The organism is Pseudoalteromonas sp. P1-16-1b (genome assembly GCF_001401785.1).
GTDB lineage: Bacteria > Pseudomonadota > Gammaproteobacteria > Enterobacterales > Alteromonadaceae > Pseudoalteromonas > Pseudoalteromonas undina.
The window spans coordinates 48769-65700 of record NZ_LKGQ01000013.1; the positions used below are offsets into that span (position 1 = coordinate 48769).

16 protein-coding genes are annotated in these 16932 nt (G+C 40.6%); 4 read left to right on the plus strand and 12 right to left on the minus strand.

Annotated features, from left to right (window positions below; genetic code table 11):
• Positions 1 to 26: 26 nt before the first annotated feature.
• The 3 genes from AN392_RS10800 to bioH all read right to left on the minus strand — a co-directional run bounded on the left by AN392_RS10800 (position 27) and on the right by bioH (position 2029).
• A complete protein-coding gene (locus tag AN392_RS10800) occupies positions 27 to 884 on the minus strand; it encodes a putative metalloprotease CJM1_0395 family protein (RefSeq protein WP_055012732.1) in 858 nt (285 codons plus the stop codon).
• 6 nt (positions 885 to 890) lie between these two features.
• On the minus strand, positions 891 to 1199 hold the full coding sequence (locus AN392_RS10805; RefSeq protein WP_008112879.1) for a hypothetical protein: 309 nt from the start codon (positions 1197 to 1199) through the stop codon (positions 891 to 893).
• A 92-nt stretch (positions 1200 to 1291) separates the two neighbouring features.
• Positions 1292 to 2029 (minus strand): pimeloyl-ACP methyl ester esterase BioH, encoded by a 738-nt coding sequence (gene bioH, locus AN392_RS10810; RefSeq protein ID WP_055012733.1) that lies wholly within the window; start codon positions 2027 to 2029, stop codon positions 1292 to 1294.
• A gap of 75 nt (positions 2030 to 2104) precedes the next feature.
• Between bioH and AN392_RS10815 the strand changes: the two genes are divergently transcribed.
• Positions 2105 to 2782: a ComF family protein gene (locus tag AN392_RS10815; RefSeq protein WP_055012734.1), complete on the plus strand. Its 678-nt coding sequence runs from the start codon at positions 2105 to 2107 to the stop codon at positions 2780 to 2782.
• A gap of 6 nt (positions 2783 to 2788) precedes the next feature.
• On the opposite strand, the gene AN392_RS10820 is transcribed toward AN392_RS10815, so the two are convergent.
• The gene (locus AN392_RS10820; protein ID WP_181388788.1) at positions 2789 to 5338 is read right to left on the minus strand and encodes a M14 metallopeptidase family protein; all 2550 of its coding nucleotides are present in this window, start codon (positions 5336 to 5338) and stop codon (positions 2789 to 2791) included.
• A gap of 146 nt (positions 5339 to 5484) precedes the next feature.
• Between AN392_RS10820 and nfuA the strand changes: the two genes are divergently transcribed.
• Entirely contained in the window at positions 5485 to 6060 is a 576-nt protein-coding gene (gene nfuA, locus AN392_RS10825) for a Fe-S biogenesis protein NfuA (protein WP_008465569.1), read from the plus strand.
• A gap of 13 nt (positions 6061 to 6073) precedes the next feature.
• Positions 6074 to 6343: a hypothetical protein gene (locus AN392_RS10830; RefSeq protein WP_055012735.1), complete on the plus strand. Its 270-nt coding sequence runs from the start codon at positions 6074 to 6076 to the stop codon at positions 6341 to 6343.
• 18 nt (positions 6344 to 6361) lie between these two features.
• On the opposite strand, the gene AN392_RS10835 is transcribed toward AN392_RS10830, so the two are convergent.
• A complete protein-coding gene (locus AN392_RS10835; protein ID WP_235575588.1) occupies positions 6362 to 7696 on the minus strand; it encodes an MATE family efflux transporter in 1335 nt (444 codons plus the stop codon).
• Here AN392_RS10835 and AN392_RS10840 point away from each other — a divergent pair.
• Positions 7676 to 8701 (plus strand): polysaccharide deacetylase family protein, encoded by a 1026-nt coding sequence (locus tag AN392_RS10840; protein ID WP_055012736.1) that lies wholly within the window; start codon positions 7676 to 7678, stop codon positions 8699 to 8701. The genes AN392_RS10835 and AN392_RS10840 overlap by 21 nt on opposite strands.
• Here the strand turns inward: AN392_RS10840 and AN392_RS10845 are convergent.
• The 7 genes from AN392_RS10845 to AN392_RS10875 all read right to left on the minus strand — a co-directional run bounded on the left by AN392_RS10845 (position 8698) and on the right by AN392_RS10875 (position 16924).
• A complete protein-coding gene (locus tag AN392_RS10845) occupies positions 8698 to 9735 on the minus strand; it encodes a chemotaxis response regulator protein-glutamate methylesterase (RefSeq protein ID WP_055012737.1) in 1038 nt (345 codons plus the stop codon). The genes AN392_RS10840 and AN392_RS10845 overlap by 4 nt on opposite strands.
• An 8-nt stretch (positions 9736 to 9743) precedes the next feature.
• Entirely contained in the window at positions 9744 to 10361 is a 618-nt protein-coding gene (cheD, locus tag AN392_RS10850) for a chemoreceptor glutamine deamidase CheD (protein ID WP_008112899.1), read from the minus strand.
• The gene (locus AN392_RS10855; RefSeq protein ID WP_010392403.1) at positions 10345 to 11175 is read right to left on the minus strand and encodes a protein-glutamate O-methyltransferase CheR; all 831 of its coding nucleotides are present in this window, start codon (positions 11173 to 11175) and stop codon (positions 10345 to 10347) included. Before AN392_RS10855 ends, cheD begins: the two co-directional genes overlap by 17 nt.
• Positions 11176 to 11241: 66 nt before the next feature.
• The gene (locus tag AN392_RS10860; RefSeq protein WP_055012738.1) at positions 11242 to 13941 is read right to left on the minus strand and encodes a methyl-accepting chemotaxis protein; all 2700 of its coding nucleotides are present in this window, start codon (positions 13939 to 13941) and stop codon (positions 11242 to 11244) included.
• Positions 13942 to 13989: 48 nt separating this feature from the next.
• Positions 13990 to 14475 carry a chemotaxis protein CheW gene (locus AN392_RS10865; RefSeq protein WP_008465584.1) on the minus strand — a complete coding sequence of 162 codons (486 nt, stop codon included), beginning with the start codon at positions 14473 to 14475 and terminating at the stop codon, positions 13990 to 13992.
• Positions 14457 to 16547, minus strand: a complete 2091-nt coding sequence (locus AN392_RS10870; protein ID WP_055012739.1) for a chemotaxis protein CheA — start codon at positions 16545 to 16547, stop codon at positions 14457 to 14459. Before AN392_RS10870 ends, AN392_RS10865 begins: the two co-directional genes overlap by 19 nt.
• 14 nt (positions 16548 to 16561) lie before the next feature.
• Entirely contained in the window at positions 16562 to 16924 is a 363-nt protein-coding gene (locus AN392_RS10875) for a response regulator (RefSeq protein ID WP_008115349.1), read from the minus strand.
• Positions 16925 to 16932: the final 8 nt, after the last annotated feature.

A 16932-nucleotide genomic window follows, 5' to 3' on the forward strand; every position in this document is an offset into this window, starting at 1 on the left:
TATGGCTATTAAATATAAGGTTTAGTTTAAATTTGTGCTGAGAATTGGCTTTGAGTCGCAGGTGATGTGGCCAGTTGATAAAAACTAGCAATGCGCCCAGCACGCGCTTCTACTTCAACATCACGCGATTGCTCTTCACTTTTAGCAGTTTTTACTTCTGAACTTTCACTGTTAGAAAACGACGCACTGACTCTGCTTTTATCTTCGCTGCTGTCTTCGTCATCTGCTGAAGCTAACTCAGCTTGTGCTGCGGCTATCTTTTGAGTGGCATCTGCCGCAATTGCTCTGTCGGCACCTGAAGGCTCAGCCGGCGCGAGTGCTGCAGCACGTACCGTTTGCATTTTATCAATAGTTGCTTGGGGGTCGCCATTGATAACCCCAACATCTATCGGTACTTCACCACCTACCGCATAATTAGTCCCATCAGGACCTCTTTGGTATTCGTAGCTAGGAGAGCCCGCATATTGTCCACCCACTGAGGCATGCGCTTGCTCATGTGTTCGTACTTCAGTGTCGCGCGCTTTAAGTTCTTTAATTTGCTGTAATTCTTGCTCAAGTTGCAGTTCTTCTTGCTCACTAACTTCTTCTGCAGCTTGTTGTTTTTCTTGCTCGGCATTATCTTGATCGCTATCTGCATTGCCTTCGCGTTGCGCAATCGTTTTATCGTCTGCAATTTTGCCACTCGCATTGTAGGTTGAGCTGTCGCTATTTCCTGGCAGTTTGGCTTTTTCTGCATCACTTTGAGCTTTGTTTTCGGTGCTACCAGCGGTGTTCGCAGCGGCTGGGGGAATGACTTCACGTAGCTGGTTGTCACGCCGAGCAGTCTCCGTATAAACATTTGCGGTGTTTATATTAATAGACGGAAACGGCGTGACAATATTCATGAGAAATTACACTTTAATATCAACTAAAGTGCCTAATACGTCATCTGCAGTTTGGATAGATTGCGTGTTTGCCTTAGCATTAAACTCTTCAACTTTTAAGTTTACTAACGCATCATCAATTCGTGCAGGTTGAGATACTGGCGCGGTGACAGCTTCTTCAGGGCGAGCGGCCGTTAATTGACGTTGCTGCGCTAGTTGAGAGTCGTCTTGCTGCTCTATGCTGGCACGATTAATCTCAGCGCTGGCTTTTTCAATTCCTTGGCTGGCTCTATTAAACCCTTCAACACCACTATTGAATACAGATCCTATTGGCATAATAATAAACCTCCAGCAAATAAATATCGTTTAATTATCGCTCAAAAATCACGCAAAATAAAGCTTTAAACCGCAGTAATCATGGCTTTGCTTCAAAGCATTGATTTAACGGCAGATAAAAATTCACTTTTATGAGAAATAAAAGGCGCATGTGATGCTTTGTCTATCACTTCGTACTCAAAGTCAGCATTAAGTGCCACCATTTTCTCAATGGCCCTATAAGGAACGAGAGAGTCTAAGCGCCCAAAAATGCCGCGAATAGTCACTGGGCATTGAGCAAATAATTCGCGTAAGTCTTCATTTTGCAGTATGTCTAGCCCTGCACTTAAAGCCTCGTTATTCGGGGGCGGTGACTGACTCAATAACTGCTTTAACTGTTTTACATCATCGCGAGCCGACTCACTGCCCATTGCCTGAATTGCCAAAAAGCGCTCTATCGTTTTTGAACGCTCTTGCAACAACTGCTCTTTGAACTGTTTCAATACTTTAGGCTTAATGCCAGCCCATGGTAATTGCTCTGCAAAAAAGGGCGTTGAGGCAACTAAAATGACTTTTGATACTTTTTCTGGCCAATGTTTGGCAATATAAATAGCAAACAACCCACCTAAAGACCATCCCATTAGTACCGATTGTGACTTTAACTGCTCACTCACCTGCTTTGCAGCATCGTGTAATGTATATGGGCTTAAAGAGGCGTTATTATCACCATAACCGGGTAAATCCAAACAGCGCACTTTACCTGAATATAAAAACTCTAATTCTGGTTTTATTAACTGCCACACACCTTGGCTCATTCCCCAACCATGTAACAACACACATTCATTTTGCATATTTGCCTAACCTTAACCAAACTTGAGTTCTATGATAGCGCTTTAAAAGGAGTTTGTAATGAGGATCATCAGCGAATGAAACTCAGCCTAAGTGATTGGCTATTCCCCTCTTACTGTGTGTTATGTCAAAGTCAGATTCATAGCTCAATGGGACTGTGTCAATTTTGTTTAGATGACTTGCCATTGCTAGATTTGGCCGAGCATGACAATTTATTTTACCGCCCTGATATTGTAGAAATGTTTCCTAACTGCAACTTTGAAAAGCTGTTTGCCTGTGCTTTTTACCAGCCCCCTTTTGATTTATGGTTAAAGCAGCTTAAATTTAATAATCAAATCCATTATAAAAAAGCACTACAGCAAGTCATAAAAAAACAACTTAGTGTTTTTATGACTAAACACCCTATCGCTGTTGATGCATTTATAATTTTACCTTTACATAAAGCGCGCTTCTTAACGCGTGGGTTTAATCAAGTCACCCAAGTATGGCAGCCCTGTTTAGGGTCAAATAAAGTATTAAATAATGCGTTGCTTCGCCATAAATACACCTCAGCACAATCACAATTAAGCAAAGCTAAAAGAGTTAAAAATTTACAGCAGGCTTTTTCATGCAAAATCAATTTAGAGGGAAAAACGGTAGTAATTATCGATGATATTATGACTACAGGAGCAACTCTTAATGCAGCCACCTTATCGTTAAAAGAAGCCGGCGCTAAACACGTATGGGCATTTACCACGTGCTTAACGCCACTTTAGGGCGTGTTAGTTTCCACTCACGCGAAAGGTGTGACCAAAAAATAAAGCATTACTTAATAATCGGCTGGTACCATACCAGTACCCTCTAAATACAGGGTTATCTGTCATCGCAATAACACTACCTCGACCATAAGAGTGTGCCATTAACGCTGCCCCACCAGCCACTTGCTCTACATTTATTGCATCAGTAAAACCAGCAAGTAGCGGCTGCTGTGTATAGGTAAGTATATTTACAAATGGTGCTTCAGAGGCTTCAAGTAGCCAAGTACTATTTTTAAATACGGGTAGTGTGTCACGCTTAAATGAAAACATTAGTGGGTGAGTTGTATCTACCTTGGTATTAAATATCGCACCTGCAATACGCTGACGACCTGCTAGGTGGTCTTTGTCTGCATACTTTAAACCTTGAGTATCAAATGCACTAGCCACATCTCTACGCGATAAGTAGCTTGCTTTTAATAGCTGTTGATCGGCTAAAAACTTAGCTCCGCCTTTGTGCCCCCAAATAACACCACCTTTCCTTACCCAGCTTTTTATAGCAACTTTATCGGAATCAGATAAAGTAGAATAATTACCATGTGGCAACACAATATGGCTGTAATTACTGAGCTCTAAAGACGCTAAACGCTCCATTTCAACAATGGTTGGCGCTACACCCACAAAACGGTCTAGGTAGTACCACACTTCACCCGCTTCATATTGGCTCACGCCTTTACCACCAACCAATAACACCTTAGGCGCAGAAACCACAGCCATAGAGCGAGACCCTAAATCAGCACCTTTACTAGTTAAACCGGTAGTAATTGGTTTAACTTCAATCCCAAACTGGCTTTGTGCTTGGTTTAACTTTGTCACCCAATTGGTGTCAGTTTGAAGTCCTGCTGGAATAATAATACTACCTGCGTCAAAGTTTACTTCTGCATTGGTTGATACTGCTGTTAATGGTTTTAATGCAACACGAGCTTTAATACCTTGCTGTAACAGACTATTGAGCATTTTGGGAGCTTGCATGTCATTCCATGCAAATCCATAGGCGTAATTTTTAGTCAGTGACGCTAACTCTGGCTGCTTTGGTTTTTGCCAAGCTGTTTTTTCTACCTCTAATCCCCAGCGGCTGTTTACTTTAGCAAATGGTAAATTAAACGCATGCGCTAATGTCCAACCCGACACATCGTAAAAGGTGTTATCGGCAAAGTTTTGTTGCTCACTAAAAATAGCTTTAACTAATCGATATTGTGGTTGCGCAAGCGGCACAAAATAACTATTAGCGGTAAAGTTTTTACCTTCAGCTTTTAGCCCTTCTTTCACTGGGTAGGCATTAATTTGATGTTGTTTAAGTATGCTTAAAAAATCGTTAGTACGGGTATGATCTTCATCTGCTTGAACAATATAGCCCTGATAGTCTTCATCTTTGGCAAGCTCAACTGCTTTGTTATAAAAGTTAGCTTGGTACTCTAGCAAAGCTTGGCGGTTATCAATCGCCGCTTTAAAAGTTGATAAGCTCGTTAACAGTTGGTTTTTAATCGTAAACGCAAAAGTTAGCGGGCCATTGATCGTTTCTTGAATATGGCCACGAGAACTTGCTTGTTCAAATAAAATACCCACACCACCATTTACATCGGGGTAGGTAGAGCCTTTACCATAATAAAAGTCATCAAAGCTTTCTTCGGTGAAGTATAACGCGTTGTTTTCATCTAATGTTTTAGCGTGATAATTTGCAATCGCCTTTGTTAAGCTCACATTTTCTTCAGGGGTAATTGGGTGTTTACGACTTGGGATACCCGGTTGAAAAAAGTAGCTACTATTTGGCCCCATTTCATGAAAGTCAGTTAAAATATTAGGCTTCCAATAATGAAACTTAGCAATCCTTGCGCGCGACTCTGGGTGCTGTAACAGCAACCAATCACGGTTTAAATCAAACCAATAATGGTTTGTTCGACTGCTTGGCCAGCTCTCTACATGCTCTCGGGTTTGCGGATCTGACGATAAGTTCATTCCACGATTACTATTAGCCCAATTTGCGAAACGTGCTAAGCCGTCAGGGTTAAGCGACGGGTCGAGTAAAATAACCGTGTTGTTAAGTAGCTCATTTATTTCATCCCCTTGCGCTGCCGCTAAATAATAAGCGACTAGTAAAGCTGCATTACTACCTGATGATTCATTCCCATGAACACTGTAACCCATCCATACAACACTTGGCTGCTCCGCTGTTTTATTGTTTGAATTATTTAGGCGAGCTAAGTGCGCTTGGCGAGTTTTTTCTATATTTTTTAATTTGTTAGCCGCAGTAATCGTTAGCATAACTAACGGGCGCTGCTCATGAGTACGACCTATTACTTCAAAATTAATTCGATCGCTTTTTTGAGCTAAAATTTCCATGTAGCGAACAAGTTGGTCATGTCTCACATGCCACTCACCCACTTGATAACCCAGCACCTCTTGAGGTGTTGGTATGGTAGAATCGAATTCAACCTGTTGCTCAAAATAATAAGACAGGGGCTTTGCCATACTTGAAAAACTGGCCAGCACCACCATTATTGTTAATATGAAGCGCATATAAATCACTCTAAAAATGTTTGTTAATTGCACGCTACCATTGCTTAAAATAGATGCCAACTTTTTACGCTCAACACTAGCCGCAACACGATGAGCGGAGTATGATATGCAGTATCCGAGTAATTTAGTCAAGTATAGACGGTATTATGATTTCTATTTCCGAAACAGCGCAAGCGCATTTTGCTAAGCTATTAGCAGATCAATCTCAACAAACGAATATTCGTGTGTTTGTTGTTAACCCTGGTACATCACAAGCTGAATGTGGTGTTTCTTATTGTCCAGAAGACGCGGTAGAAGAGAGCGATATTCGCCTAAATTTTAACGGCTTTGATGCGGTTGTTGATGCTGAAAGCGCGCCTTTTTTAGCCGAAGCTGAAATTGATTTTGTTACCGACAAAATGGGCACACAGTTAACTCTTAAAGCACCTAATGCTAAAGCACGTAAACTAGGTGAAGATGCCAGCTTGAATGAGCGTGTGCAGCACATGCTAGAAACTGAAGTAAACCCACAACTTGCCAACCATGGCGGCCAAGTTAGCTTAGTAGAGATCACTGCAGCTGGTGTTGCTGTACTTCAGTTTGGTGGTGGTTGTAATGGGTGTTCTATGATCGATGTCACACTAAAAGAAGGCATTGAAAAAGAAATGATTGCTAAGTTTGATGAAATCACCGGTGTGTCTGACATTACCGATCATGAAGCAGGCGAGCATTCTTACTACTAAGCATTAATTTATTATGCTAAAGCCACTTATTTACCGCTTAGGGAGCGACCCTAAGTTGAGTTTAAAGCGCTTTTTTCGCGGGCTAGCACTGTTTGTGCTAGCCGTGATATTTATCGCTGTGGGCTATTACAGCCATTACAGTTTGCAAGTTATCGGCTTGGTTATTATAGCCCCCGCTTTATTTTTTGCTTTTTGGGGCTATGCGGGTATTTTTGCTAACCGCTTTTCTCAAGTATTAAAAAATATCCCTTCCAAAAATAACGACCCCGACCTTTGGAAGTAACGGTTCATATCAACTCACTTATTTAAGTAATTGATTGTTAGCTTTTAATTGTTGATATTTAACGATAAGCGTAACGCCTCGCATAAGCATAAAACAACTCATAGCTAACCATAACCCATTATTTTGCCAATCCTGAAATAGCCAAAACACCCCAAAAAAGCCTACAACTGCTGAAAGCAACATACTATTTCGCATCGCTTTAGCGCGGGTCAGGCCAACAAAAATACCATCGAACAAAAAACAGCTCATAGCTAAAATAGGCAATACTATTACCCAAGGTAAGTAGTGAATGGCCTCGTCAATAACCTCTGGTACATTAGTTAATAGCTTAATAATGCTGCTGCCAAATACTATAAAAAACACACTATACAAAATGCCAAATAACATACCCCAAAATACACTGATTTTTACCCATAGCCTTATCTTTTCAACACTTTGTTGACCTTTAGCTTGACCCACTTTGGCCTCACTTGCATAAGCAATTCCATCAAGTGCAAAGCTAACTAACATTAAAAAGTTGAGTAGAACGGCATTAGCAGCCAATGTGGTTTCACCTAAGCGGGCTGCATAAAAGGTCATAAAGCTAAAACATAATTGCAGTACTAAAGAGCGAATAAAAATATCGCGGTTTAAGCTCAGTAATGCTGCCATTTTCTCCACACTTAACCAATTTGCTACAGCCAAACTTATACCATGCTTTTTAGCAAGTTGAACCACCAACAATAAAGCAAATACAAGCGCGATATAGTCAGCAATAAGTGATGCCCACGCAGCCCCGGCAACCGCCCAATCAAGGTACACTACAAAATAAATATCGAGCACAATATTAGTAATGTTAGTGACTAACAGTAAATAAAATGGCCCTCGCCCATAGTGCACGCCCAACATCCAGCCTAGTAAAACTAAGTTGCATAGCGCTGCAGGGGCGCTAAAAATACGAATACTAAAATACCGATAGGCTTCATTGAGCACATCGCTATTGGCAGCTGATAAATACGCAATAGCATGTTTTATAAGGGGTGACAGTAAAATAAGGAGTAAGGCAACCGAAGTGGCTAACAATAAACTGCGTTTAAGTAAGGCTGCAAGCTGAGTTAAATCATTTTTACCATAAGCCTGAGCCACCAGCCCAGTGGTACTCATTCTTAAAAAACCAGCAAGCCAAAATAAAATGGAGATCACAGTAGAGCCTAAGGCTATTCCCGCTAAATAATGCGCACTCCCCAAATGACCGATCACTGCCGTATCAACAATTCCTAACAACGGGACGGTAATATTTGATAATATCATCGGACCGGCTAACAACAACAAGCTTTTATGGTGTGCTTTATTATGTATAAGAAATTGTTTCATTTAGTATTATTATTCCTGATTTGTGGTTCTTTACGCGCGCAAGCAGCTGTTATTCTACAGTATCATCACGTCAGTGAAACCCTTCCCGCTGTCACCAGCGTGAGTGCCAACACTTTTACAAAACACTTAAATTATTTAAAAGAGCATAACTTTAACGTTATTCCATTAAATGAACTGATTAGTGCATTACAACAAGGTAAGGCTTTAGAGAACAAAACAATCGCGATTACCTTTGATGATGGTTACAACAATAATTACGATCAAGCAGCTCCTATTCTTGAGAAGTTTGGTTACCCGTACACTATTTTCGTAAACCCAAAACTCATTGATGAACAAGCGGGTTATGTTATGGGGTGGGATAAGCTCAGGGAGCTTGCCAAAAAAGGAGCACTGATTGCTAATCATAGTGCTGAACATAACTACCTACATAAAAAGCGCGAGAATGAAACGCCTAGCCAATGGCGCGAACGCACTAAAAAAGACATTCTTAGTTCACAACAACGTATTAAAGAGGAAATAGGTCACGATTATAAATATCTTGCCTACCCATACGGAGAGTTTAACAACCAACTACAAGCTCTCGTTACAGAACTAGGCTTTATTGGTATTGGCCAGCACTCAGGAGCCGTTAATCAACACTCTAACTTTAGTCGCTTACCGCGCTTCCCTGCTTCAGGTTTTTATAGCAAGCTAGAGACGTTAATTACCAAGATAAATTCAACTGCCTTTACCATTAATAAGCTAACCTATAAAGATAGTGTCACTTCACAAAATCCACCGTCACTCACAATAAAACTTGAGACAAATGACTTTCATAAGAGTCAATTTGCCTGTTATGTGTCAAGCGTTGGTCAAGCTAATTTAAATTGGTTAGACGATAATACAGTTGAGGTAACATCGCCAAAACAGCTTAATAAAGGCCGCTCTCGCTTTAACTGCACGGCTCCATCAATAAAACAAACCGGCAGTTATTATTGGTTTTCACAGCCTTGGGTGATCAACTAAGTTTTACTTTTTATTACTTGATTTAATAACCGCTGGGTCATTTTCTCCAGCGGTACGACTTCATTTGCTGCCCCCATATCAATAGCAGCTTTGGGCATACCCCATACCACAGACGAATACTCATCTTGCGCAAGTGTGTATGCACCTTGTTGCTTTAATGCGAGCAATCCTTTTGCACCATCACTTCCCATACCGGTTAATAGTGTGGCAACAATATGCTTTGCACCTATTTCAAGTAATGAGTTAAATAAAACATCCACCGCGGGTTTATGCCTATTAACCGTCTCTCCATCATCAAGCTGACAATATAAAGCACTACCTTGTTTACTAATTCGTAAATGAAGTCCACCCGGAGCTATATAAGCGCAACCAGCTACCAGTTTATCGCCTTGCTGAGCTTCCTTTACGTTAATAGTACAAGTACGCTGCATCCGCTCTGCAAATGAGGTGCTAAATACGGGAGGGATATGCTGCGTAATTACAATAGGTGGGCAATTTTTGGGCATACGTATAAGCACTTCTTTTATCGCCTCGGTTCCCCCTGTTGATGCACCGATTGCAATCACTTTATTTACTAAAAATTCGGCATTGGTGGGTATAGGCTCTGCTACAGTACTAGTTTTTTTGTAGCCTCGAACCCGTGCACTAGCCGCTACCCTGACTTTTTGCTGAACAATATCAGCATATTGACTCATCTGTTGTTTAACGTTGACCGTTGGTTTTGCAATAAAATCAACCGCCCCCAGTTCAAGCGCTTCTAGGGTTATAGGTGAGCCTTTTTGAGTAAGAGTGGAAATCATTACTACGGGCATAGGGCGTAAGCGCATTAAGTTTTTTAAAAAGCTAATGCCGTCCATTCTTGGCATTTCAACATCTAGTGTTAGTACATCCGGATTATGCTTTTTGATCATCTCTCTGGCTTCGTATGGGTCTTGTGCACAGCCCACTACCACAATATCTTTTGCCTGTTGCAGTATCTCTGTCAGTAATTGCCTGATCAGTGCCGAATCATCAATTATTAATACTCTAATCATAGCCATCCTTAAAACAGTTCTATGTCAGTGGCTTTGGTTTGCTGTTCAAGATTATGCAAGTAACGCACTTCACGTTTTTCAATAGTGTTATTGTGTAAGTTTCTTAGCTTTTTAACCTGCACTTTTCCATTATGAGGATTAAAAAATATTTTACGCGGCCAGGGTCCGCCCATATCATGCGCCACTAAGTTTAGCGCTTCTTCTGCTATATATGCATTGGCAAAACTGATATTGCCAATACCAATATCTGTCATTGCGCTAATTATTTTGCCTCCCCCAAACAGTTTTACTTTTAAGTTTGCCCGGGAAGCACCATTTTTAAGCACTTCATTAATTAAATATTCCATAGCCCAGTTACCATAACGACAACTTAAACTATGCGCTTGGTCAATTCGCTCACCTTTTTGAATAGGTAGCATAAAGTGATTAATCCCGCCAATACCTAGCTTATCGTCGTAAACACAAGCAGCAATGCACGACCCGAGCACTGTGGTGATCAGCTCATCGTTTTTAGAAACATAAAATTCACCTGGCAATACCTTAGCGACCACACGCTCTCGCGTGGCATCCCAATAGCGTTTAATATGCTCAAATCCCGCTAATACCGGCTTAAATTGTGTTTGCATGAGCTACTTTCTGATACATGGTTTTCCCTAAGTTTTTAAATAAGACATGCTCTTTCCCCATGGTTTCTGAATGCCCTAAAAATAAATAACCTTGGTTATTTAAAATATCGGCATAACGGTTAAAAAGCTGATCCTTTGTCTCTTTATCAAAGTAAATCACTACATTTCTACACAAGATCAAATCAAATGGGCCTTTCATCGGCCAATCTTGGAGTAAGTTTAAACGCTTAAATGAAATACATTGCTGTAGCTTAGGTTTCACCTTATAACTTTGCCCGTCTTTGCTGGTTAAAAACCAGCGCTTGAGCAATGCATCATCCAGTCCATTCACATTTGCCGCAGTATAAATACCGCTCTGGGCTTTAGCTAGTACATTAGAATCAAGATCAGTTGCTAAAATTTTCACATCCCAATCACTTGGAAAAGCCCCTTGTAAGGTCATAGCTAAACTGTAAGGCTCTTCGCCGGTAGAGCAACCTGCAGACCAAATACGAACGCGTTTATTATGCTTATTTGCTTTTAGCATCGCAGGAATAAACTGCTCTTTTATAAATTCAAAGTGATGAATTTCACGAAAAAAAGAGGTTAAATTGGTAGTAATGGCGTTAATAAATGCATCAAACTCCTGGTCCTTATGATTTTTTAAGTAATCAAGGTAACTAGAGAAGTTTGTTAATTTACGCTCACGAATTCGCCTTGCTAATCGTGAGTAAACCATTTCGCGCTTATGCTCCCCAAGCACAATACCACAGGCGTTATACACTAAATGAGCCACTTCCTTAAAATCGCTATCCGTTAATAAAAACTCTTTCATTATGTACTCTCAAATAAATATAAAGATAGATTCACACTACTTCTGTGTGAACCATCTAAAACAGGGTTAAAACTCCTCCCACTCTTCAGCTGAGTCTACAAAGTTTTCACCTTTGCTCTTATTATTAACGAAGCTATTTTGTTGCTTATGCGTTATTTCAGGGGTGTGAATAGTGGGCGATACCACCGCCATATCTTGCTGCCCTAGAGAAAAGAAGTGCAGTAAACGGCGCATTTCATTAGCCTGCTCTGCCATAGACTCACCTGCAGCCGATGCCTCTTCAACTAATGCCGCATTTTGCTGGGTCATTTCATCCATTTGCGATACAGCTTTATTTACTTGCTCAATTCCTGCGCTTTGCTCTTCAGAGGCCTGAGTTATATCAGCTATCATTTGTGTCACACGTTTCACCGATACCACAATCTCTTGTAACGTCACACCTGATTCATTTACAAGAGCGCTACCATCAGCAACTTTACCAACACTATCTCTAATTAACTCTTTAATTTCTTTAGCTGCACCAGCTGAGCGCTGAGCTAAGTTACGCACTTCACCTGCAACAACTGCAAAACCTCGACCTTGCTCACCTGCTCTTGCAGCTTCCACAGCAGCATTGAGCGCTAATAGGTTTGTTTGGAATGCTATTTCGTCTATAACACCAATAATGTCAGCAATTTTTTTACTCGATTCGTTAATAGCCGACATACTGGTTACGGCCTTATTAACAACCTCACCACCTTGAATTGCTTTATCACAGGTTTCTTCAGCTAAGTCATTAGCTACCTTGGCATTATCAGCATTTTGACGTACCGTACTGGTCATCTCTTCCATACTAGAAGCTGTTTCTTCTAATGATGATGCCTGCTCTTCTGTACGCTGGCTTAAATCAGCATTACCTTGTGAAATTTCTTCAGCTCCACTAGCCACCAAAGTGGCTGATGAGTTAATTCGATTAATAACCTCGGTTAGTTTATCTGCTGTTGCATTTGCATCTGTTTTCAGTTTTTCAAACGAGCCTTGGTATTCCTTTTCAATCCGTTTAGATAAATCACCAGTAGCCATGGCATCGAGCATATTGCCAGTATCAGTTACCGCATCGTCAACCACTTTAACTAAACTATTAAGACCCTGAGCTAAACGTAGGAAAAAGCCATCTTTTCCTTGCTCAACCAAACGGCTATTTAGCTCCCCTTTACTTGCGGCACTGACCAGCTGAGCAACCTCTTTTTCTATAGCTACTTCTGCTGTTCTGTCTTCCCATTCAACTACAGTTCCAATTCGCTCATCGTCTGGCGTAATAATTGGGTTAGCAACTAAGCCAAAGGTTCTGCCGCCCACTTTAATTTCAGTGCTGTAGGTATCCGTTAACTTAGCCAACATATTTTGCTGATGGGCTGGATTTTTATGAAATATATCAATATTTTGATTCAGTAGATTTTTGCTATCAAAGTTAGGTAAATCAATGCGTATATCATTTTGAGCATTGCTCATCATATTTTTCACCGCGTCATTCATATAAACAATCACATTCGATGCATCTGCAATCATAGTGTTTGTTGCTACAGTGTCTAACGCTCGGCGAACACGTAAGTTCTCCTGTGCTCTGGCACGCTCTGCATCGGCCTTAAATACTTCATCAGTAATATCTTGCCACTCAACAATTGTTCCCAAGCGTTCTCCTTCTTCGTTAAACCATGGCGAAGCAATTAAATCAAAAATAAGACCAGCTAATTTAAGTGTCGCTTTATGGGGCGCATCTAATTTTTTTAATAGCTCGCGCTGATGCGCCGGATGTTGATGAAAATCATCAACACATGTGCCGATTAAATCACTTACAGCAAAGTTAGGTAATACCGATTGCAAATCTCTTTCGCGTGCTTTTAGCATTTGCTTAACTTGTTCGTTGGCAAAAATAATGTTTAAGTCATTATCAGCCATCATCACATTGGCTTGGCATACCTTTAAGGCGTTGGCTAAGTCGGCAGTTTTTTTAGAAGTTCGTTCTAGCTCTTTCTGCTCAGTTATATCTGTGGCGTATTTAATAACTTTTAACACTCGCCCATCCATGTCATAAATGGGGTTATAAGAAGCACTAATCCAAATTTCACGGCCTTGTTTATCAAAACGTAAATACTCTCCTCGGTCGTACTCACCCCGCCCCAGTTTGGCCCAGAAAGTTTGATAATCCGGACTATTTGCATATTCTGGTGCAACAAATAAACGATGGTGCTTACCTTGTATTTCATTAAGTTGGTAGCCAAATGTGGTTAAAAAGTTATCGTTGGCATTAATCACTGTGCCATCTAAGTCAAATTCGATAACTGCTTGTGATTTGTTTATTGCTGCAACTTGTCCAGCTGCTTCGGCTGCCTTTAATTTTTGCATTGTGATCTCTGTGGCAAATTTAACCACTTTAATCACTTGCCCCTGAGAGTCTAAAACAGGATTGTAGGTGGCTTGTATCCACACTTCTTTACCATTTTTTCCAAACCGCTTAAATTCATCTGAAATAAACTCACCCGCGTTCAATCGCTGCCAAAACTGACGATATTCATCACTTTTCGCTTCGCTAGAGCTAATAAATAAAGAGTGGTGCTGACCTTGTATTTCAGCCAGAGAGTAGTCCATTACACGCAGGAAATTAACATTGGCAGTAATGATTCTTCCATTCGGCTCAAATTCAATTATTGCTAATGATTTATGCAATGCATTCATTATCAAATCATTGCTTGATTCAGACTGTTTTGAATTACTAAACCATCCCATGCTTATCACCACCTTTAAGTTATTTACTTTATTTAGTTACTGTTACCGCTAAATATCCATGGTTGCAGGCAAATCAATTAAGGCGACCATTTTTTCGCCTACATTGACTAACCCTGCTACATATTCACTTTCATTGGTCTGGGTTAAACTCGGCACAGCTTTAGCATCTTGCTCTGCAATACTATAAACATCTGCCACTGCATCTACCGTAATACCCATTACTTTACTTTCTTGTTCAAACTCTATTTTTACAATAATCACTACTGTTAACGGCCCATAGGCAATTGTGGGTAAACCAAAACGTAACCTCAAATCAATAATGGGTACTATCGTGCCGCGTAGATTAATAACGCCTTTTACGTACTCAGGGGCATTTGGCAGTGCGGTTATGTCTTCCCAGCTACGGATTTCTTGCACCGTTAATATATCTACTCCGTATTCTTCTTCAGCCATAATAAAGGTAAGAAACTGCTTAATGCCCTCTTTGCGCTGTAGCTCAATATTGCTATTTAATGCTATTGATTCAGAGAACATGAATCCTCCAGAGTCGCTGATGGCTCAATACTCAATGCTTGGCTGCCAGGTTTTTTTAATCCTGAAAGCTTAATCAAACCGCTAATATCTAAAATTAACGAGACACGACCATCACCTAAAATAGTTGCCCCAGAGACTCCGTCCACTTTGTGGTAATTAGCCTCCAAGCTTTTTATAACCACCTGTTGCTGTGAAAGTAAATCGTCAACGAGCACCCCGACTTTTTGGTTATCGTTCTCCACCACAACCAATAAGGTCTTATCTAATGATTCAATCGCACCTTGATGGTTAAAAATCTCGTATAAGCGCAGAATAGGAATGTATTCATCACGTAACCTGAGTACATCTAGGTCTTTACCAACACGGCTTACTTTTGCAATATCAATTTGTAATGACTCTACAATTGAGATCAGTGGAATAATGTAAGTATGCTTGGCCACTTTAACCAATTGCCCATCTAAAATAGCTAAGGTGAGCGGTAGCCGAATAGTAAAGGTAGAACCAATTCCGGCAGCAGATGTCACCTCTACCGAGCCATTTAATGATTGGATATTGCGTTTAACCACGTCCATACCCACACCCCGGCCAGATAAGTCACTTACTTCATCAGCAGTAGAAAACCCCGGCATGAATATAAGTTCGTTAATTTCATCATCTGTTAACTCGCTATCGCCAGTAATTAGCTCGTTAGTAATCGCTTTTTCTTTAATCTTTTGAGTGTTAAGGCCTTGACCATCGTCCATGATTTCAATGACGATATTTCCTCCCTGATGAAAAGCATTTAATGTAACTTTGCCCACAGGATCTTTACCTGCCGCAATACGCTTTTCTACAGTTTCAATACCATGATCCAGTGAGTTTCTTACTAAATGCACCATAGGATCAGATATTTTTTCCATCACAGTTTTATCTAACTCGGTTTGCTCTCCGATCAGCTTTAACTCCACCTCTTTATTAAGCTTTTGAGCAATATCACGCACCAGACGTGGAAAACGACTAAATACAAAATTAATTGGCAGCATACGAATACGCATCACGTTTTCTTGTAAGTCTCGGGTATTATGCGCTAGTTGCGCCAATCCCTCTTGAAGCGAGGTTACCGCAGTGGCTGTCATTTCCTGTTCGCTAAGCTGATTTAACATTGCTTGGGTAATAACCAACTCACCCACCATATTAATCAATGAATCAACCTTATCTATACCAACCCGAATAGAGGTAGATTCTGGCGCGGCTTTCGCGCTGGGCGCATTGGCAGCTGCCTTTGCTTTATTTGCTTTGGGTTGCTCAGCAGTTTTGGGAGCTTCCTCCACAACAGCCGGTTCGTTAATTACTTCCTCTGATCCAGCTTTAGCATCATTAAATAAGCCACCGCATAGCTCGACTTTAATATCTGCATCATCTTCAACCCATTCAAAAATCTCTTTAATGGCTTGCTCATCGCGCTCAGTGTTTAAGAAAAACCGCCAATATAAAAAGCACTCATCGCTGGTTAATTCTTTAATGTCAGGTATGGCATCGGTGAATGCCTGTACTTCTAGCTCACCAAGATCAGCTAACTCGCTGATCATAAACAAAGGTTCATTACCGGTTTTAAAAAGATGAAAATGTGGCTTAAAATCAATCTGATAAGTATTAACTATAACCTGCTCATGATGTGTTTCTTCCCCTTGCTCTTCACCAGCTGGCATACCTAGTAATTTTTCGAACTGCTCACGTAAAGTATCTGCTTGGGCTAAATCTGGTTCTTCCTGTACTTTTAGCGAACTTAACAAAGCCCTTAAGCAATCCACTGATTTAAGTAATAAATTAATATGCTCGCTAGTTATATTGCGCTCACCTTCACGAATTTGATCCAATAATGTTTCTAATACATGGGTAAAATTTGCAATTGAGTTAAATCCAAAAGTAGCACTGCCCCCTTTTATTGAATGAGCAGCTCTAAATATAGTATTAATGGTTTCTAAGTCTTCTTCGCCTGGCACTAAGTTGAGTAATTCAGTCTCCATGATATCGAGGCCTTCAAAACTCTCTTCAAAGAACACTTCAAAAAACTGGCTTAAATCAATACTCACAGTGCACTCCTAAGTTAACGGATTACTTTTTTTAGCACGGCTAATAGCTGATCTGGATTAAAAGGTTTTACAATCCATCCTGTTGCCCCAGCAGCTTTACCTTCTACTTTTTTATCCATCCCCGACTCCGTAGTAAGCATAAGCAGCGGTGTAAACTTGTAATCTGGTAGCCCTCTTAGCTCTCTAATAAGTGTGATCCCATCCATAATTGGCATGTTTACATCAGAAATAACTGCATCAAAACCTTGTTGCTTGGCAATGGCTAATGCCTCGCTGCCATCTTTGGCTTCGGTAACATCAAACCCTGCTGTTTTTAACGTAAAGCTCACCATTTGGCGCATTGATGCAGAATCATCGACAGCTAAAATTCTTTTCATATAAACCT